The following is an 18,442-nucleotide window of genomic DNA, read 5'->3' on the forward strand; positions in this document are numbered from 1 at the left end:
CTCGTTGTTTAAAGACACTCTGTGTTACGGCTCCCTGGCCTACAAATCCTTGCGCCGCTGCCTACGCATGCACCAGAATCCGCCGGCTTGTGCGCCCAAGGCTGGCTGCGTAACTTGGATCGGGTCACTGATTCGCAGTGATCGGGTTTAGCAGCCCGGCTCGTCCTTACCTCGGTTGCACAAATCTCATCCAGTCAGGCATTCGCCTGTACTTGATGGTGGCTGTGCGCATGGCGCCTTCGGGTGCGCCGGGTTGGGGTTTGACCGGTCTGCTAACTTGCGCACAGCCGCCACCCTATCGTTTAGCAGCGGGATGGTGCGGCCTCACAGAGGTTCATCCCCATGTTCAAACCAACGCCAAACCCGCCGGTCACCGACCCGGCATCCCCCTACGAATCGCCCGAATCCAAGAAATTTCACGAAGCCGCCGAGCGCGCGCTCGACCACTACCTCGGCCCGCCAACCGCCGAAATCATGGCCGCACCCTACAAAACCAACAAGCTGTACATGACCGACCCTGAAGCTGATACCGAGTCTCTCCTGGCAGATGCCAGCGAAACCCTCGGCTCGGCCACCGTCATGATCCATAACCATGTGGCAATGGTTGAAGGAACGCACCGCAAAACCCTGCAAGGCATTGCTCAAGTGGTGATGCTGGCGGAGCTGGCAGTTAATCGGGTGCTGGACAGGTTAGTGCCTACGGATTGATCCAGAGCTTTCACTGATTGCACTGGCCCCATCGCTGACAAGCCAGCTCCCACAGTGTCCGGGTTGTATCCGAATCTTGTGAACCACACAAAACCCTGTGGGAGCTGGCTTGTCAGCGATGGGGCCAGTGGCATCAGCAACTTCCTACCGGCCAACCCCCTGACTCATCGGCGGACTTATCCAGAACTTACGCTGCTTTGGCTGGCCTCTTCGCGAGCAGGCTCACTCCCACAGTTGATCTTCAGTGCCCCCGGTTTTTGCGGACGATAGTGATCCCCTGTGGGAGCGAGCCTGCTCGCGAAGGTGGCAGTGAACGTTACGCTCAGCGTAATGATTCACCACCGCGCTTGATTGATGCCCTCACCCCACACGCCTAACTTAGCTCCACGACAGCGAACCCCGTGGAGTGAGCATGACAACAACAATTTCCCCCGACTCGCGCTGGACGCGGCGGCGTGACGAGAAGCAGCGCCGCCTCGACAAGGTGCGCGGGCTGGCCGACGGTGTGGTGTTGCCCACCGACAAGATCGTCGCCGCGCTCGAAGCGCTGATTCATCCCGGCGACCGTGTGGTGCTTGAAGGCAACAACCAGAAGCAGGCGGATTTCCTCTCCCGCTCGCTGGCCAAGGCCGACCCGGAAAAACTCCACGATCTGCACATGATCATGCCCAGCGTCGGCCGCTCCGAGCACCTCGACCTGTTCGAACGCGGCATCGCTCGCAAGCTCGATTTCTCCTTCGCCGGCACCCAGAGCGTGCGCATCAGCCAGTTGCTGGAAGACGGCTTGCTGGAAATCGGCGCGATCCACACCTACATCGAACTGTACGCCCGCCTTGTGGTGGACCTGATCCCCAACGTCGTGCTCTCGGCCGGTTTCATGGCTGACCGCGCCGGCAACATCTACACCGGACCCAGCACCGAAGACACCCCGGCACTGATCGAACCGGCCGCGTTCAGCGACGGCATCGTCATCGTCCAGGTCAACCAGTTGGTCGACGACGTCAGCGAACTGCCCCGTGTGGACATCCCGGCGTCATGGGTCGACTTCGTGGTGGTGGCCGACAAACCCTTCTACATCGAACCGCTGTTCACCCGCGATCCACGGCACATCAAGCCTGTGCATGTGTTGATGGCGATGATGGCGATTCGCGGCATCTACGAAAAACACAACGTGCAGTCGCTCAACCACGGCATCGGTTTCAACACCGCCGCCATCGAATTGATCCTGCCGACCTACGGCGAGTCTCTTGGCTTGAAGGGCAAGATTTGCCGCAACTGGACGCTCAACCCGCACCCGACATTGATCCCGGCGATCGAGAGCGGCTGGGTCGAAAGCGTGCATTGCTTCGGCACCGAACTGGGCATGGAAAACTACATCGCCGCGCGCCCCGACGTGTTCTTCACCGGCCGCGACGGCTCGCTGCGCTCCAACCGGATGTTCTGCCAACTGGCCGGGCAATACGCGGTGGATCTGTTTATCGGCGCGACGTTGCAGGTCGATGGAGACGGCCATTCTTCCACCGTTACCCGTGGCCGACTCGCCGGTTTCGGTGGCGCGCCGAACATGGGCCACGACCCACGCGGTCGCCGTCACGGCACGCCGGCATGGCTCGATATGCGCCACGACGACTCGCAGCAACCGATGTTGGAGCGCGGCAAGAAACTTGTGGTGCAAATGGTCGAGACCTTCCAGGAGGGCGGCAAACCGACCTTCGTCGAAACCCTCGACGCGGTGGAAGTGGCGAAGAAAAGCGGCATGCCGCTGGCGCCGATCATGATCTACGGCGACGACGTCACCCACCTGCTCACCGAAGAAGGCATCGCCTATCTGTACAAGGCGCGCTCGCTGGAAGAGCGTCAGGCGATGATCGCCGCCGTTGCGGGCGTCACCGCCATTGGCCTGCGCCACAACCCGAAAGACACTGAACGCATGCGCCGCGAAGGCCTGATCGCCTTGCCCGAAGACCTCGGCATCCGCCGCACCGACGCCACCCGCGAATTGCTCGCGGCGAAGAGCGTGGCCGATCTGGTCGAGTGGTCCGGCGGCCTTTACAACCCGCCCGCCAAGTTCAGGAGCTGGTAATGCACGCACTCAACCTGCAAGCGAAACCGCTTTCCTTGGCCGAGCACTTGGCCGACCTGGCAGTGGACGCGTTGATCGACGAAGCGGATCTGTCGCCGAAACCGGCGCTGGTCGATCGTCGTGGCAATGGCGCGCATACCGATCTGCATTTGGGCCTGATGCACGCCTCGGCATTGTCGTTGTGGCCGGCGTTCAAAGAGATGGCCGAAGCCGCTATTGAAGTCAGCGAGATCAATCAAACGTTACGTGAAAGCATTGGTCGCATCGGCCGTGAAGGCGAGCAAGCCATGCTCGCTACCACCAACGGTGTGAACACCCATCGCGGGGCGATCTGGGCCTTGGGTCTGTTGGTGACGGCCGCTGCGCTGGAAGCGCAATCCTCCAGCGCCAATGCCGTGACCCTGCGCGCTGCACGTCTGGCCTTGCTGGACGATCGCCACGCACCCAAACCCTTGAGCCACGGCGCCCAAGTCGCCTTGCGTTACGGCGCCCGTGGTGCCCGTGAAGAAGCACAACTCGGCTTCCCCTCGGTGCTGCAACGTGGCCTGCCGCAACTCAAACGCAGCCGCGCCAAAGGCTACGGCGAACAGAACGCCCGGCTCGACGCCCTGCTGGCGATCATGACCGACCTGGCCGACACCTGCGTTTTGTATCGCGCCGGAGAGCAAGGCCTGCAAGCCATGCAACAGGGTGCGCAAGCCGTGCTCGACGCTGGCGGCAGTGCCAGCCTCAGCGGGCGCCGGCGTCTGCATGAACTGGATCAACAACTCATCGCATTGAATGCCTCGCCCGGCGGCGCCGCCGACTTGCTCGCCGCCGCGCTGCTGCTCGATCGCATCGAGCGCGACGGCATCCTTCAGGGAGCGTTTTGATGGAAACCCTATCGTTTGAATTCCCCGCCGGGCAGCCGCCACGCGGGCGTGCGCTGGTCGGTTGTGTTGGCTCCGGTGACCTGGAAGTGCTGATCGAGCCGGGGCTGGCCGGCAAGTTGACGATCAACGTGCAGACCTCGGTCAACGGCGCGCAGTTGCGCTGGCAGCATCTGTTTGCGCGGATGTTCGACGGCACCACGCCGCCAGCGATGGCCATCGATATCCACGATTTCGGCGCGACGCCGGGGGTGGTGCGCTTGCGTCTGGAACAAGGTTTCGAGGAGATCGGCCATGACTGACAGCGCAGCGCTTCTCAATAAGCACAGCTTCGTCGAACTCGGCGCGCGGCAACGGGCGAAAGCCTTGCTCGACGCCGGCAGCTTTCGCGAATTGCTCGACCCGTTTCAACGGGTGATGTCGCCGTGGCTCGAACGCCAGGGCGTGGTGCCGCAAGCCGATGACGGCGTGGTGATCGCCAAGGGCAGCGTCGACGGTTTGCCGGTGGTGATCGCCGCCATCGAAGGCGCATTTCAGGGTGGCAGCCTCGGCGAAGTCGGCGGGGCGAAGATTGCCGGTGCGCTGGAACTGGCCGCCGAGGACAACCGCAAAGGCATCCCGACCCGCGCCGTGTTGCTGCTGGAAACCGGGGGTGTGCGCTTGCAGGAAGCCAATCTTGGCTTGGCGGCGATTGCCGATATTCATGCGGCGATTGTCGATTTGCAGCGGTACCAACCGGTGGTTGGCGTGGTTGCGGGCAGCGTCGGTTGCTTCGGCGGCATGTCGATTGCCGCCGCGTTGTGCAGCTATTTGCTGGTGACTCAGGAAGCACGCCTCGGCCTGAACGGCCCGCAAGTGATCGAGCAGGAAGCCGGGATCGAAGAATACGACTCCCGCGACCGGCCTTTCATCTGGAGCCTGACCGGTGGCGAGCAGCGCTTTGCCAGTGGCTTGGTGGATCGTTATGTCGCTGATGACGTGGCGAAGATTCGTCAGCAGGTCGGCGAGTTGTTGCAGCAAGGCTTGCCGACTCAGCCGCGCAGCCAAAGGGCCGAGTGGTTCCTGCAACGGTTGGCGAGTCTGGACACTGACAAGCAAATCGAACCGTCGGTGGTTCGCGATCTGTATCAAGGAGAGCGCTCATGAGCGGTTATTCATTGCGCGGTTTGAACTGGTTCAACGCCTTGAGCGCTGGCGCGAAAGCGGTAGAGGGTTTGCCGCCGTCGTTGAAGGTTGCCGATGGCGAACTCGGACGTTTTCTGGCCGTAGTCGCTGATCCTGAAAACCGTTTTCCCCGTGCTCGCAACGGCGAAGTCGGATTGCTGGAAGGCTGGGGTTTGGCCAAGGCTGTGGATGATGTGATCACCGCTGACCGCGACAAAACCCAAAAGCGCCCGTTGATCGCCATCGTCGACGTACCGAGCCAGGCCTATGGTCGTCGCGAAGAAGCCCTCGGTATTCATCAGGCGTTGGCCGGTGCGGCGGACAGTTATGCCCGTGCACGGCTGGCCGGGCATCCGGTGATTGCGCTGCTGGTGGGCAAAGCCATGTCCGGTGCGTTTCTCGCCCACGGCTATCAGGCCAACCGCTTGATCGCCCTGCGTGATCCCGGCGTGATGGTGCATGCGATGGGCAAGGCGTCGGCGGCGCGGGTGACTTTGCGCAGCGTCGAAGAACTGGAAGCGCTGGCCGCCAGCGTGCCGCCGATGGCCTATGACATCGACAGTTACGCCAGCCTCGGGTTGCTTTGGGAAACCCTGTCGGTGCAGCAGATCGAACAGCCGACCGCGGAGGATCTGGCGCGGGTGACTGAGTGCCTGAAGCAAGCGATCGGCGATGTCACCGGCAGTGATTTGGGCGGTCGTCTCGGTGCGAAAAATCGCGAAGCGTCCAGCCGCGCGCGCGCGTTGCTGAGGGCGCAGTGGTGAACACGCCGCTGGCCCACGATCTGCTCTGGGGCATGACGCCGGCGCAACTGCCGGCGGATGCGCCGCCGTGGGCGATTGAGTCGCTCACTGCCGGGCAACCGGTGGTGGTGCGTCGGGCCTTGAGTGCTGAGGGTTTTGTTGCTGTGGGCGTGCGCGGTGTATTGCGTGAACAGCGGCTGGCGGCGTTCATGGCGCTCGATTCGATTGCCTGTCGGGTCAGCCCGGAGGCCCTGTGTCACGTCGACAGTGAGCGTGATTTGCCGGCACTGCGTGCGCTCAAGCAATTGCGGCCGATGCTCGATGATTGCGGTTGCGTCTGGGGTGTCAGCGGCAGTGCCGGGTTTGAATTGGCCAGCGGATTTAAGGCGATGCACGAGGCCAGCGATCTCGATCTGATTCTTCGCGCACCGCAGCTGATCACGCGTAATCAGGCACGCAAACTGGTCGCGCTTTTTGATCAGGCTGTGTGCCGAGTCGACCTGCAATTGCAGACACCATTCGGTGCGGTCGCATTGCGCGAGTGGGCCAGCGGATCTGCACGTGTGTTGCTGAAAAACGAGTATCAGGCCTGTCTGGTGGCTGACCCATGGAACCCGCGGGAGCAGGCAGCGTGAGTAGCTTGCTGGTATTCCCCGGCCAGGGCGCGCAGCAAGCGGGCATGCTGCAGCGATTGCCTCGCGAGACTTTGGTCGAGGCCAGTGATGTGCTCGGTGAGGATGTTTTGCTGCTCGATTCCAGCGAAGCGTTGCGCACCACAAGGGCGGTTCAGCTGTGCCTGCTGATAGCCGGCGTCGCTGCTTCACGGCAATTGCTACAGAGCGGACTCACGGCGGATTACGTCGCCGGCCTGTCCATCGGTGCTTATCCGGCAGCGGTGGTGGCCGGGGCCTTGAGCTTCAGCGATGCCTTGCATCTGGTCAGCCTGCGCGGTGAGTTGATGCAGCAAGCTTATCCACAGGGCTTTGGCCTGACCGCGATCATCGGCTTGCAATTATCCACCGTCGAAACGCTGTTGGCGCAGGTGCACAGCGAGGATTCGCCGGTGTATCTGGCCAACATCAATGCCGACAATCAGGTGGCGATTGCCGGCAGTGACGAGGCCATGCAAGCGGTGGCTGAACTGGCGCGCAGTCGCGGCGCCGGTCTGGCAAAACGTCTGGCAGTGAGTGTTCCTTCGCACTGCCCACTGCTGGACGAACCGGCGCTAACCCTTGCGCAAGCGTTCGCCAACGTAGAGTTGAAAACCCCGAAAATCGCCTACCTGAGCGGCAGCCGCGCTCGGCCGGTGATCAAGGTCGACGCCCTGCGCGACGACCTCGCCTTCAACATGTGCCGCGTGGTGGATTGGCGCAGCACCGTGCAAAGCGCTTACGAGCGTGGCGTGCGTTTACAGATCGAACTGCCGCCCGGTGCGGTGCTGACCGGGCTGGCGCGCCGGGTGTTCGAGCAAGGCACCGTCACTGCCTTCGACAGTGCTCGTCTCGACACCTTGCAGGCGCTGTTGCGAGAGGAGGGTGGCCGCCAACTCTAAAACCGCCGACTCATGCTTCGAACAACAAAAACAACATTCGACGATGCACTTTGAGGACTACAACAATGATTATTTACGGTGTGGCGCTGCTGGCGATCTGTACGCTGGCAGGGGTGATCATGGGCGACATGCTCGGCGTGTTGCTGGGCGTCAAATCCAACGTCGGCGGGGTCGGCATCGCCATGATCCTGCTGATCTGCGCGCGGCTGTGGATGCAAAAACGCGGCGGCATGACCAAGGAGTGCGAGATGGGCGTCGGCTTCTGGGGCGCCATGTACATTCCGGTGGTGGTGGCGATGGCCGCGCAACAGAACGTCGTCACCGCGCTGCACGGCGGCCCGGTGGCGGTGTTGGCGGCGATTGGTTCGGTGGTGATCTGTGGCTGCACGATTGCCTTGATCAGCCGCTCCCACAAGGGCGAACCGTTACCCGACGAACCGGCGAAAATCACCCCGGTCGGCACGCCAGTAGGAGGTCGCTGATATGTGGGATCTCATCGAAAAAGGTCTGGAGCACAACGGTCTGATCACTGCCTTCGCCTTCGTCGGCGTGATCATGTGGGTGTCGGTCATTCTCTCCAAACGCCTGACCTTCGGGCGCATTCACGGCTCGGCGATTGCCATCGTTATCGGTCTGGTGCTGGCATGGGTCGGCGGCACCATGACCGGCGGGCAGAAGGGCCTGGCGGATCTGACGCTGTTCTCTGGCATCGGCTTGATGGGTGGGGCGATGCTGCGTGATTTTGCGATTGTTGCCACGGCGTTTGAGGTGCAGGCGACCGAGGCGAAGAAGGCCGGGATGATCGGCGTGATCGCGCTGCTGCTGGGCACGATCCTGCCGTTCATTGTCGGCGCGTGCATGGCCTGGGCGTTTGGTTATCGCGATGCGGTGAGCATGACCACCATTGGCGCGGGCGCGGTGACTTACATTGTCGGGCCAGTGACGGGCGCGGCGATTGGCGCGACGTCGGACGTGATGGCCTTGTCGATTGCCACCGGGTTGATCAAGGCGATTCTGGTGATGGTCGGCACGCCGGTCGCGGCGCGCTGGATGGGTCTGGATAACCCGCGTTCGGCGATGGTGTTTGGTGGTCTGGCCGGGACGGTGAGTGGGGTGACGGCCGGGCTGGCGGCGACGGATCGGCGGTTGGTGCCTTATGGGGCGTTGACGGCGACGTTCCACACCGGGCTTGGGTGCTTGCTGGGGCCTTCGCTGTTGTTCTTCATTGTTCGCGCGATTGTGGGCTAGGTTCGGGTTTTGAGTCGTCTGGCCTGACGCCTTCGCGAGCAGGCTCGCTCCCACAGGGAAATGCATTCCAAATGTGGGAGCGAGCCTGCTCGCGAAGGAGGCACCTCGGTCTCAAGCCTGGCGATTGGCATACATCCGACACTCCGCCAACAGCGCCAACAAATTCGGATCCCTCTCCTTGGCCTTCAAAAACACCACACCAATGTGCTGCTGCAACCGGTACTTCTCCTGCAACGGAATCAGCTTCACCCGGTTCTCATACACCGCCGCAATCCGCCCCGGCAGTAACGCATAGCCCACCCCCGAACTGACCATGCTCAACAGCGTGAAGATGTCATTCACCTGCATCGCCACCTTCGGCTCGAACCCTGCCTGCTTGAACACCCGATTGCCGTCCTGATGGGTGGCGAAGCCTTGGGTCAGGGTGATAAACGTCTCGTCGCGCACTTCTGCCAGATCCACTTCACTGCGCTGGGCGAACCTTGAATCCGCCGGGGTGGCGAGGAAGATGTCGTCGGAGAACAGCGCAATCTGCTCGCAGTCCGGATCGTTGATGCTGTCGTCCAGCGACACCAGGATCGCGTCGACTTCCATGTTCTTCAGCTTGTAGAGCAGGTCGATATTCGAGCCGAGGATCAGGTCGATGTTGAGTTCGCTGCGGCGGATCTTCAGGCCCATGATCAGTTGCGGCACAGTCTTCACCGTCAGCGAGTACAGCGAGCCCAGCTTGAAGCGTTCTGCGGAGAACCCGGCGGCTTCGCGGGTCAGGCGCACGCTTTCGACCACGTCCTGAATCAGCTTCTGCGCGCGTTCTTCGAGCACGTAAGCACTTTCCAGCGGCGTCAGGTTGCGCCCTTCGTGTTTGAACAGCGGGCAGCGCAGGGCGCTTTCCAGCGAGTGAATCGCGCGGTGCACGCTGACGTTGCTGGTCTGCAACTCGGCAGCGGCGCGGGCCAGATTGCCGGTGCGCATGAAAGCGAGGAACACCTCGAGTTTTTTCAGGGTCAACTCTTCGTCGATCAGCATGGCGCGGACTCTTTTTTATGTCGGTCGATTGTGCACGGTATGCGCCGCTCTTTGTAGGAGCTGCCGAAGGCTGCGATCTTTGCTTTTCAAGATCAAAAGATCGCAGCCTTCGGCAGCTCCTACAGGGATCGTGTTTAACGGAAACATTGCGCTTTTACGCTCAAGGCCCGAGCCTTGCGCGCTGCGGTAACGAAACTGAGGTGAGCAATACATGTATCACGGAGAACGATTGAACGCCTGGACGCATCTGGTCGGGGCGGTGGCGGCGTTTATTGGCGGGGTGTGGATGCTGGTCATTGCCTGCCTGGACGGCAGTCCGTGGAAGATTGTCAGTGTGGCGATTTACGCCTTTACCCTGCTGGTGCTCTACAGCGCGTCCACCGTGTACCACAGCGTGCGCGGGCGCAAGAAAGCGATCATGAAGAAGGTTGATCACTTTTCGATCTACCTGCTGATCGCCGGCAGTTACACGCCGTTCTGTCTGGTGACCCTGCGCGGGGTCTGGGGCTGGACGCTGTTCGGGATTGTCTGGGGGCTGGCGCTGATTGGCATCCTGCAAGAGATCAAGCCGCGTTCCGAAGCGCGGATTCTGTCGATCGTCATTTATGCGGTGATGGGCTGGATTGTGCTGGTGGCGGTCAAACCGTTACTGGCGGCGCTGGGCACCACCGGTTTTGCTTGGTTGGCCACGGGCGGGGTTTTGTACACCGTGGGGATTATCTTCTTTGCCCTGGATCACCGGTTGCGGCATGCCCACGGGATTTGGCATTTGTTCGTGATTGCCGGGAGTTTGCTGCACTTTGTGGCGATTATGTTTTATGTCCTGTGAATGCGATTCCTGTGGGAGGGGGCTTGCTCCCGAAGGCGCCAGGTCAGCCAACATCATTGTTGAATGACATACCGCATTCGGGAGCAAGCCCCCTCCCACAGTGGATTTCCAGTGAACACAAATTCTTTGTACACCCAAGATCTACTGTGGGAGCGGGCTTGCTCGCGAAGAGGCCCTAGAAATCACCCCACAATTGTTGAGCCACCGCCAACGCCACAACCGGCGCCGTCTCGGTGCGCAACACTCGCGGGCCGAGGCGCGCAGCGTGGAAACCATTGCCTTTGGCCTGCTCGACCTCGGCGTCGGACAAGCCACCCTCCGGCCCGATCAGAAACGCCAGCGTCGAAGGTTTCGCATGACTCACCAGCGGCTCGGCCACCGGATGCAGCACCAGCTTCAGATCCGCTTCAGTCTGCTTGATCCAGTCGGCTAACAGCACTGGCGGATGAATCACCGGCACCCGCGAACGACCGCATTGCTCGCACGCACTGATCGCCACTTGGCGCCAGTGCAGGAGGCGTTTGTCGGCGCGTTCGTCCTTCAGGCGTACTTCGCAGCGCTCGCTGAAAATCGGGGTGATCTCAGTGACGCCCAGTTCGGTGGCTTTCTGAATCGCCCAGTCCATTCGCTCGCCACGGGACAGGCCCTGGCCGAGATGAATCTGCAACGGCGATTCAACCTGGCCGGGCAACTGCTCGTCGATCTGCACGACAACGCGTTTCTTGCCGACTTCCACCAGCGATCCGCGAAACTCATGGCCGGAGCCGTCGAGCATCTGTACCGCATCGCCCTCGGCCATGCGCAGCACGCGACTGATGTAATGCGCCTGGGCTTCCGGCAATTCGTGTTCGCCGGTGCTCAGCGGGGCGTCGATAAAGAAGCGGGACAGTCTCATTTCGGGTCTCTGAAAAGATGTGAATCAGTTGAATCGGTGTCGGTTTCATTCGCGAGCAGGCTCGCTCCCACAGGGGAATGCATTCCAGGGTGGGAGCGAGCCTGCTCGCGAAAGCGGCAGTTCAGGCACCACAAATTTTGAATCAGCCCGGATCGCGGAAACCGGGATGGAAATCCTTCGGCACGGCCACGCTGACACTGTCACGGGTGGCAATGTCGATGCCTTCGCTGGCCACTTCGGCAAGGAAGTCGATCTGCTCCGGGGTGATCACGTACGGCGGCAGGAAATACACCACGCTGCCCAGCGGCCGCAGCAACGCGCCACGCTCCAGCGCATGCTGGAACACCTTCAAACCGCGCCGTTCCTGCCAAGGGTAGGCCTCTTTGCTGGCTTTATCCTTGACCATCTCGATGGCCAGGACCATGCCAGTCTGACGCACTTCAGAGACGTTCGGATGATCAACCAGATGCGCCGTGGCCGAGGCCATGCGTTGGGCGAGGGCCTTGTTGTTCTCGATCACGTTGTCCTGTTCGAAGATATCCAGCGTCGCCAGCGCCGCCGCACAGGCCAGCGGGTTGCCGGTGTAGCTGTGCGAATGCAGGAAGGCGCGCAGGGTTGGGTAGTCGTCGTAGAACGCGCTGTAGACCTCGTCGGTGGTCAGGCACGCGGCCAGCGGCAGATAGCCGCCGGTCAGGGCTTTGGACAGGCAGAGGAAGTCTGGGCGGATGCCGGCCTGTTCACAGGCGAACATCGTCCCGGTACGGCCGAAGCCGACGGCGATTTCGTCAAGGATCAGGTGTACGCCGTAACGGTCACAGGCCTCACGCAGCAGCTTGAGATACACCGGGTGATACATGCGCATGCCGCCCGCGCCCTGAATCAACGGCTCGACGATCACCGCTGCAACGCTGTCATGGTGCTCGGCCAGCGTCTGTTCCATGGCCGCAAACATGTTGCGCGAATGTTCTTCCCAGCTCATGCCTTGCGGACGCCCGTAGCAATCCGGGCTCGGCACCTTGATGGTGTCCATCAACAGGGCTTTGTAGGTTTCGGTGAACAGCGGCACGTCGCCAACCGCCATCGCTGCCATGGTTTCGCCGTGGTAGCTGTTGGTCAGGGTGACGAAGCGTTTCTTGGCAGGCGTGCCGCGATTGAGCCAATAGTGGAAGCTCATTTTCAGCGCGACTTCGATGCAGGACGAACCGTTATCGGCGTAGAACACCCGGTTCAGGCCTTCCGGCGTCATTTTCACCAGACGCTCGGACAGCTCGATCACCGGTTGATGGCTGAAACCGGCGAGAATCACGTGTTCCAGTTGATCGACCTGATCCTTGATGCGCTGGTTGATCCGCGGGTTGGCGTGGCCGAACACGTTGACCCACCAGGAGCTGACGGCATCGAGGTAGCGTTTGCCTTCGAAGTCTTCGAGCCAGACGCCTTCACCGCGTTTGATCGGGATCAGCGGCAGCTGTTCGTGGTCTTTCATCTGGGTGCAGGGATGCCACAACACCGCGAGATCGCGTTGCATCCACTGGTTATTCAGGCCCATTTACAGTCTCCTCGAGGCGGCTCGCGTCAGGCGCGGGCAAACAATCGCGCAAGCTTATGCAATGCATCGCACGGGGACAACCCATTGTGTCAATTGAGCTACTTTGTATGAGCCGATAGACGTCGCTGGCGGCGTTTTGATGGCTAACGTATTCTTCGCGGTTCTTTGGGTCGTCTGACCCGCAAAACTGCTTTTTCCTACGTGTTTTCCGGAGTTCGCTGAATGTCTGTCGGTTGGCTGCGCGCCTGTGCGCTGGTGATGTTGGGGCTGTTCAGCGTTAACGCGCTGGCCAAGGATAAAACCGCAATCGTGATCGGCGGCGGCCTGTCGGGTCTGACCGCCGCTTACGAGCTGCAAAACAAAGGCTGGCAGGTGACCCTGCTGGAAGCCAAGCCAGGCATGGGCGGTCGCTCGGGCATGGCCACCAGCGAGTGGATCGGCAACGACAAGACGCAGCCGGTGCTGAACAAGTACGTCTCGACGTTCAAGCTGGGCACCACGCCGGCCCCGGAATTCGTGCGTACCCCGGGTTATCTGATCGACGGCGAATATTTTTCCGCCGCTGATCTGGCGACCAAGCAACCGGCTACCGCCGAGGCCTTGAAGCGTTACCAGAAAACCCTCGACGACCTGGCGCGCTCGATTGACGATCCGCAAAACCCGGCGGCGACCAACACCCTGCACGCACTGGACCAGATCAACGTGTCGAGCTGGCTCGACAAGCAGAACCTGCCGGCCACCGCGCGTCAGTTGATCAACCAGGACATCCGTACCCACTACGACGAGCCTTCGCGTCTGTCGCTGCTGTATTTCGCCCAGCAGAACCGCGTGTATCGCGGCGTCTCCGACCGTGACCTGCGCGCCTCGCGTCTGGTCGGCGGCAGCCAGGTGCTGGCGCAGGCCTTCGTCAAACAGATCAAGACCATCAAGACCAACTCGCCGGTTTCCGCTATCAGCCAGGACAAGGACGGCGTGACCGTCAAGGTCGGCAGTGTCGGTTATCAGGCCGATTACGTGGTGTTGGCCGTACCGCTGCGTGCGCTGAGCAAGATTCAGCTGACGCCGGCGCTGGATGCCCAGCATATGGCAGCGATCAAGGGCACCAACTACGGCTGGCGCGACCAGATCATGCTGAAGTTCAAGACGCCGGTTTGGGAAAGCAAGGCGCGCATGTCCGGCGAAATCTACAGCAACGCAGGTCTGGGCATGTTGTGGATCGAGCCGGCGCTGAAGGGTGGCGCCAACGTGGTGATCAACCTGTCCGGCGACAACTCCCGCGTGATGCAGGCGTTCGGCGACAAACAGATGGTCGATCAGGTGCTGATCCGTCTGCACGCGTTTTATCCACAGGCCCGTGGCTCGTTCACCGGTTATGAAATCCGTCGCTACAGCACCGACCCGTCGATGGGCGGCGCTTACCTGGCCTACGGCCCGGGCCAGATCAGCAAGTTCTGGCGTATCTGGGAACGCCCGCTGCAACGCGTAGCGTTCGCCGGCGAACACACCGACACCTTGTACCCTGGCACCCTGGAAGGCGCCTTGCGCACCGGTCAGCGTGCAGCCAGCCAGGTTGAAGATCTGGCGGCAGGCAAATCGTTCGAACCGGCCAAAGTGGTGCCGGCCGCAGCAGCGGCAGGCGCGGCAGGTGCCGTGGCGGCGAAGAAGGGCAACTTTTTCAGCAATCTGTTTGGCGGTTCGGATGATGAGAAGAAGCCAGAGCCTGTGAAGGCGCCTGAGCCGGCTCCAGCGCCAGTAGCGCCTGCGCCAACCCCGGCACCTGCGCCAGCTCCGGTGGAAGCACCGAAGCCAGCGGCCCCGGTGAAAGCCGAGCCTGCGAAAAAAGCGGCGGCCAAGCCGGCAGCGAAGAAGCCTGCGGCCAAAACCGAAGCGAAAAAGCCAGCGGCGAAACCGGCGGCGAAAAAGGCTGAACCGGCGAAGAAGTCGGCGGCCAAGCCTGCAGCCAAGCCTGCGGCAACGATCGAGACCAAGGCGCAGTAAAGCCTTGCGGTGAATGAAGAAGCGCGGCGCTTATGTCGCGCTTTTTTTTTGCCTGTCAGATCGCTTTCGCGAGCAGGCTCGCTCCCACATTCGAGCGGGCTCTTCAACTGGAATGCAATTCCCTGTGGGAGCGAGCCTGCTCGCGAAGGGGCCTGTTCAGACATACCCATTCCATTGCCTGGCAACAACATCCCGCCACACTTTCGCCTTTAATCTTTCCTTAACACGTCACTTTCAGACTCTTGATCGTATTTCTCGATATTTCAAAGCGAAATTTTCCGCTTTAATTCGATAGATAACTCGCTAGTCTTGGTTCGCAGTTCTCACAGGATTTGGGCAATGCAGCTACGTAACTCTTCTTCGCGCTATGGTTGGGTCAGCATCTTCATGCACTGGGGTGTGGCGCTGGCGGTCTTCGGACTGTTTGCTCTCGGCCTGTGGATGGTAGGTCTGGATTACTACAGCACCTGGCGCAAAGACGCGCCGGATCTGCACAAGAGCATCGGTCTGGTGCTGCTGGGTGTGATGGTGTTGCGGGTGCTGTGGCGCTTTCTCAGCCCACCGCCGCCGACGCTGCAAAGCTACAGCCGCATGACCCGAATTGGCGCCAAATTCGGCCATGGGTTTCTGTATTTCGCGCTGTTTGCTGTGATGCTTGCCGGTTACCTGATTTCCACCGCAGACGGTGTCGGGATCCCGGTGTTTGGCCTGTTTGAAGTTCCTGCACTGGTTTCCGGGCTACCGGATCAGGCAGATACCGCTGGGGTGATTCATCTCTGGCTGGCATGGGCACTGGTAATTTTTTCCGGTCTCCATGCGTTGGCAGCATTGAAGCACCACTTTATCGATCGTGATGCGACCCTGACGCGAATGCTCGGTCGCAAAGCCTGAAATTCAACCTCGACTCAAAGGAAAAGAAAGCATGTTGAAAAAGACTCTGGCCGCTCTGGCAATCGGTTCTGCACTGCTCTCGGCTGGTCAGGCCATGGCTGCGGACTACAAAATCGACAAGGAAGGCCAGCACGCCTTCGTTGACTGGAAAATCAGCCACCTGGGTTACAGCTTCATCCACGGTACGTTCAAAGATTTCGACGGTACTTTCTCCTGGGATTCGGCCAAGCCTGAAGCCAGCAAGATTTCCGTTGACGTGAAAACCGCCAGCCTGTGGTCGAACCACGCCGAGCGTGACAAGCACATCGCCAGCAAAGATTTCCTGGATGTGGGCAAATTCGCTGACGCCAAGTTCGTCTCCACCGCCGTCAAATCGACCGGTGACAAGACCGCTGACGTGACCGGTGATCTGACCCTGCATGGTGTGACCAAGCCTGTGACCTTCAAGGCCACGTTCAACGGCGAAGGCAAGGATCCATGGGGCGGCGAGCGCGCTGGCTTCAACGCCAAAACCACCCTCAACCTGAACGATTTCGGGATCAAGGGCCCAGGTCCTTCCTCGCAAACCGCGGATCTGGACATCTCGCTGGAAGGCGTGAAAGTTAAATAACTTTCCCCCGCCACACAAAAACGCCCCCGGTCGAAAGGCCGGGGGCGTTTTTTATTGCCTGCGACACACACATCCCCTGTGGGAGCGAGCCTGCTCGCGAAGGCGGCGGGTCAGTCAGCAATGATGTTGGCTGAATGACCGCTTTCGCGAGCAGGCTCGCTCCCACAGGGGAAATGCGGTGATTCAGGGGTATTTGTGGCGCCATAAAAAATGCCCCGGCTCTTGCGAGGCGGGGCATTTTTTATGGCGGCGTTAACTCAGCGATTGCGGGTGAGCAATGCCGGTTTTTCACCGCGCGGGCGGGTTGGCAGTTGATCGAGCTGCTCAGGTGTCGGGAAGCGGTCGGCTTTCGATTCCTTGTGCATGATCTTTGGGCCGTTGCTGCGCGGGTTCTGCACTGCTGGCTCGCTACGTGGCTGATCGTCACGGGCCGGGCGGCGGTTGCGCGAGGACGAGGATGAGTCGTCGCGACGACCCGACTGACCATCACGCGGTGCGCCGTTGCGCGGGCCGCTGCGTTTGGCTGGTGGGGTGCCAGTGCTCGAACCGTTGCTGTTGCGCGGGCCGTTCTGGCGACCTTGCGACTGACCGCCGCGTGGTGCGCCGGTGCCAGCGCCTGCGCCCTGAGCCGGTGCGCCTGGACGACGGCCGCGGCCGCCGGCTGGAGCAGGCTTGGGCACGTAGTCAACGCGGTTACCGAAGTTATCGATATCGTCGTCGAGGAACTCGTCCGGAGCGCGATCAGCCGCAGCGCGTGGCGGCTGCGATGGCTGACGCTGTTCGCGGGCCGGAGTACCTTCGCGCGGCTTCTGTTGACGGGCAGGACGCTCGCCACGTTCACCGGCCGGTTTTTCCTTGCCCTTGTCCTTGCCTTTGTCTTTACGACCGCCGCCACCGCCGCCGCCATTCGGGCCGTCACCGCGTGGGCCACGGGAATTGCGTGGGTTACGCACGTCCGGACGCTCGCGCACTTCAGGCTTCTCGGCCTCGATGGTGCTGGAGTCGAAACCCATCAGGTCGCCGTCGGCGATCTTCTGCTTGGTCATGCGCTCGATGCTTTTCAGCAGCTTTTCTTCGTCCGGTGCGACCAGCGAGATCGCTTCGCCCGAGCGACCGGCACGGCCAGTACGGCCGATACGGTGCACGTAGTCTTCATCGACGTTTGGCAGTTCGAAGTTGACCACGTGTGGCAACTGGTCGATGTCCAGACCACGCGCGGCGATGTCGGTAGCCACCAGAATGCGCACTTCGCCAGCCTTGAAGTCGGCCAGGGCTTTGGTGCGAGCGTTCTGGCTCTTGTTGCCGTGAATCGCGACAGCCGGCAGACCGTGCTTGTCGAGGTACTCGGCCAGACGGTTGGCGCCGTGCTTGGTACGGGTGAACACCAGCACCTGTTCCCACGCGCCCGCGGTGATCAGGTGAGCCAGCAGCGCACGCTTGTGGCTGGCCGGCAGACGGAATACGCGCTGTTCGATGCGCTCGACCGTGGTATTCGGCGGCGTGACTTCGATGCGTTCCGGGTTGTGCAGCAGCTTGCCGGCAAGGTCGGTGATGTCTTTGGAGAACGTCGCCGAGAACAGCAGGTTCTGGCGCTTGGACGGCAGGCGTGCGAGGACTTTCTTCACGTCGTGCACGAAGCCCATGTCGAGCATGCGGTCAGCTTCGTCGAGCACGAGGATTTCAACGTGGGACAGATCGACGCTGCCCTGGCCGCACAGGTCGAGCAAACGACCCGGGCAGGCGACGAGGACGTCGACGCCACGGGACATGGCCTGAACCTGCGGGTTCATGCCGACGCCGCCGAAGATGCAGGCGCTGACGAATTTCAGGTCACGGGCGTAGATCTTGAAGCTCTCGTGAACCTGGGCCGCGAGTTCGCGGGTCGGGGTCAGGACCAGTACGCGCGGTTGGCGCGGGCCATGACGCTGGGATTTGTCCGGGTGACCGTTGGGGAACAACCGCTCCAGAATCGGAAGGGCGAAACCGCCGGTTTTACCAGTACCTGTCTGAGCCGCAACCATCAGGTCGCGACCTTGCAACACGGCGGGAATAGCCCGCTGTTGCACCGGAGTAGGCTCGGTATAGCCCGCATCTTCGATGGCGCGGACTAAAGCCTCGGAGAGACCGAGGGAAGCAAAGGACATGAGTAATCCTGTTTTAGTTAGGGCTTGGCCCAATGGGAGTCTTGCCTGGCGCGAATGGCGTTTAAGAGGACGCAATCCCGTCCGGTCCTGCTGCGGTTCCGAAGGCACGTCTGGAGTGCTCGCGCGGGCTGCA

General features: G+C 61.3%; 18 protein-coding genes. 14 read left to right on the forward strand and 4 right to left on the reverse strand.

Annotated features, from left to right (window positions below; genetic code table 11):
- The first annotated feature begins 342 nt into the window (after window positions 1-342).
- The 10 genes from CKW18_RS00875 (at window position 343) to madM (ending at window position 8,367) form a co-directional block, all read left to right on the forward strand.
- The gene (locus CKW18_RS00875; RefSeq protein WP_095187006.1) at window positions 343-708 is read left to right on the forward strand and encodes a DUF6124 family protein; all 366 of its coding nucleotides are present in this window, start codon (window positions 343-345) and stop codon (window positions 706-708) included.
- A gap of 412 nt (window positions 709-1,120) precedes the next feature.
- Entirely contained in the window at window positions 1,121-2,791 is a 1,671-nt protein-coding gene (gene mdcA, locus CKW18_RS00880) for a malonate decarboxylase subunit alpha (RefSeq protein WP_095187007.1), read from the forward strand.
- Window positions 2,791-3,663, forward strand: coding sequence for a triphosphoribosyl-dephospho-CoA synthase (locus tag CKW18_RS00885; protein ID WP_095187008.1), 873 nt, complete (start codon window positions 2,791-2,793; stop codon window positions 3,661-3,663). Before mdcA ends, CKW18_RS00885 begins: the two co-directional genes overlap by 1 nt.
- Window positions 3,663-3,962, forward strand: a complete 300-nt coding sequence (locus tag CKW18_RS00890; protein WP_007913697.1) for a malonate decarboxylase subunit delta — start codon at window positions 3,663-3,665, stop codon at window positions 3,960-3,962. The genes CKW18_RS00885 and CKW18_RS00890 overlap by 1 nt, the downstream gene beginning before the upstream one ends.
- Window positions 3,955-4,806, forward strand: coding sequence for a biotin-independent malonate decarboxylase subunit beta (locus tag CKW18_RS00895; RefSeq protein ID WP_095187009.1), 852 nt, complete (start codon window positions 3,955-3,957; stop codon window positions 4,804-4,806). Before CKW18_RS00890 ends, CKW18_RS00895 begins: the two co-directional genes overlap by 8 nt.
- A complete protein-coding gene (gene mdcE, locus CKW18_RS00900) occupies window positions 4,803-5,588 on the forward strand; it encodes a biotin-independent malonate decarboxylase subunit gamma (protein WP_095187010.1) in 786 nt (261 codons plus the stop codon). Before CKW18_RS00895 ends, mdcE begins: the two co-directional genes overlap by 4 nt.
- Window positions 5,582-6,202 carry a malonate decarboxylase holo-ACP synthase gene (locus CKW18_RS00905; protein ID WP_095187011.1) on the forward strand — a complete coding sequence of 207 codons (621 nt, stop codon included), beginning with the start codon at window positions 5,582-5,584 and terminating at the stop codon, window positions 6,200-6,202. The genes mdcE and CKW18_RS00905 overlap by 7 nt, the downstream gene beginning before the upstream one ends.
- Complete coding sequence (gene mdcH / locus CKW18_RS00910; RefSeq protein ID WP_095187012.1) at window positions 6,199-7,119, forward strand: malonate decarboxylase subunit epsilon; 921 nt, start codon at window positions 6,199-6,201, stop codon at window positions 7,117-7,119. Before CKW18_RS00905 ends, mdcH begins: the two co-directional genes overlap by 4 nt.
- A gap of 65 nt (window positions 7,120-7,184) precedes the next feature.
- Window positions 7,185-7,601, forward strand: coding sequence for a malonate transporter subunit MadL (gene madL / locus CKW18_RS00915; protein WP_095187013.1), 417 nt, complete (start codon window positions 7,185-7,187; stop codon window positions 7,599-7,601).
- 1 nt (window position 7,602) lies between these two features.
- Window positions 7,603-8,367, forward strand: coding sequence for a malonate transporter subunit MadM (gene madM, locus CKW18_RS00920; RefSeq protein WP_095187014.1), 765 nt, complete (start codon window positions 7,603-7,605; stop codon window positions 8,365-8,367).
- A 111-nt stretch (window positions 8,368-8,478) separates the two neighbouring features.
- Here madM and CKW18_RS00925 read toward each other — a convergent pair whose 3' ends face one another.
- Window positions 8,479-9,393 (reverse strand): LysR substrate-binding domain-containing protein, encoded by a 915-nt coding sequence (locus CKW18_RS00925; RefSeq protein WP_095187015.1) that lies wholly within the window; start codon window positions 9,391-9,393, stop codon window positions 8,479-8,481.
- Window positions 9,394-9,604: 211 nt separating this feature from the next.
- On the opposite strand from CKW18_RS00925, the gene CKW18_RS00930 reads away from it, so the two are divergent.
- Window positions 9,605-10,222: a hemolysin III family protein gene (locus CKW18_RS00930; RefSeq protein ID WP_095187016.1), complete on the forward strand. Its 618-nt coding sequence runs from the start codon at window positions 9,605-9,607 to the stop codon at window positions 10,220-10,222.
- A 175-nt stretch (window positions 10,223-10,397) separates the two neighbouring features.
- Here CKW18_RS00930 and CKW18_RS00940 read toward each other — a convergent pair whose 3' ends face one another.
- Window positions 10,398-11,117 (reverse strand): 16S rRNA (uracil(1498)-N(3))-methyltransferase, encoded by a 720-nt coding sequence (locus CKW18_RS00940; protein ID WP_095187018.1) that lies wholly within the window; start codon window positions 11,115-11,117, stop codon window positions 10,398-10,400.
- A 142-nt stretch (window positions 11,118-11,259) separates the two neighbouring features.
- Window positions 11,260-12,666, reverse strand: coding sequence for an adenosylmethionine--8-amino-7-oxononanoate transaminase (locus tag CKW18_RS00945; protein ID WP_095187019.1), 1,407 nt, complete (start codon window positions 12,664-12,666; stop codon window positions 11,260-11,262).
- Between the two features lie 222 nt (window positions 12,667-12,888).
- Here CKW18_RS00945 and CKW18_RS00950 point away from each other — a divergent pair, with 222 nt between their 5' ends.
- The 3 genes from CKW18_RS00950 to CKW18_RS00960 all read left to right on the forward strand — a co-directional run bounded on the left by CKW18_RS00950 (window position 12,889) and on the right by CKW18_RS00960 (window position 16,165).
- On the forward strand, window positions 12,889-14,664 hold the full coding sequence (locus CKW18_RS00950) for a flavin monoamine oxidase family protein (RefSeq protein WP_095187020.1): 1,776 nt from the start codon (window positions 12,889-12,891) through the stop codon (window positions 14,662-14,664).
- A 339-nt stretch (window positions 14,665-15,003) separates the two neighbouring features.
- On the forward strand, window positions 15,004-15,555 hold the full coding sequence (locus tag CKW18_RS00955) for a cytochrome b (RefSeq protein WP_095187021.1): 552 nt from the start codon (window positions 15,004-15,006) through the stop codon (window positions 15,553-15,555).
- Window positions 15,556-15,586: 31 nt separating this feature from the next.
- Window positions 15,587-16,165 (forward strand): YceI family protein, encoded by a 579-nt coding sequence (locus CKW18_RS00960; RefSeq protein WP_095187022.1) that lies wholly within the window; start codon window positions 15,587-15,589, stop codon window positions 16,163-16,165.
- 257 nt (window positions 16,166-16,422) lie between these two features.
- On the opposite strand, the gene CKW18_RS00965 is transcribed toward CKW18_RS00960, so the two are convergent.
- Window positions 16,423-18,309 carry a DEAD/DEAH box helicase gene (locus tag CKW18_RS00965; RefSeq protein WP_095187023.1) on the reverse strand — a complete coding sequence of 629 codons (1,887 nt, stop codon included), beginning with the start codon at window positions 18,307-18,309 and terminating at the stop codon, window positions 16,423-16,425.
- Window positions 18,310-18,442: the final 133 nt, after the last annotated feature.

Source organism: Pseudomonas sp. Irchel 3E19 (assembly GCF_900187585.1).
Taxonomy (GTDB): Bacteria; Pseudomonadota; Gammaproteobacteria; order Pseudomonadales; family Pseudomonadaceae; genus Aquipseudomonas; species Aquipseudomonas baetica.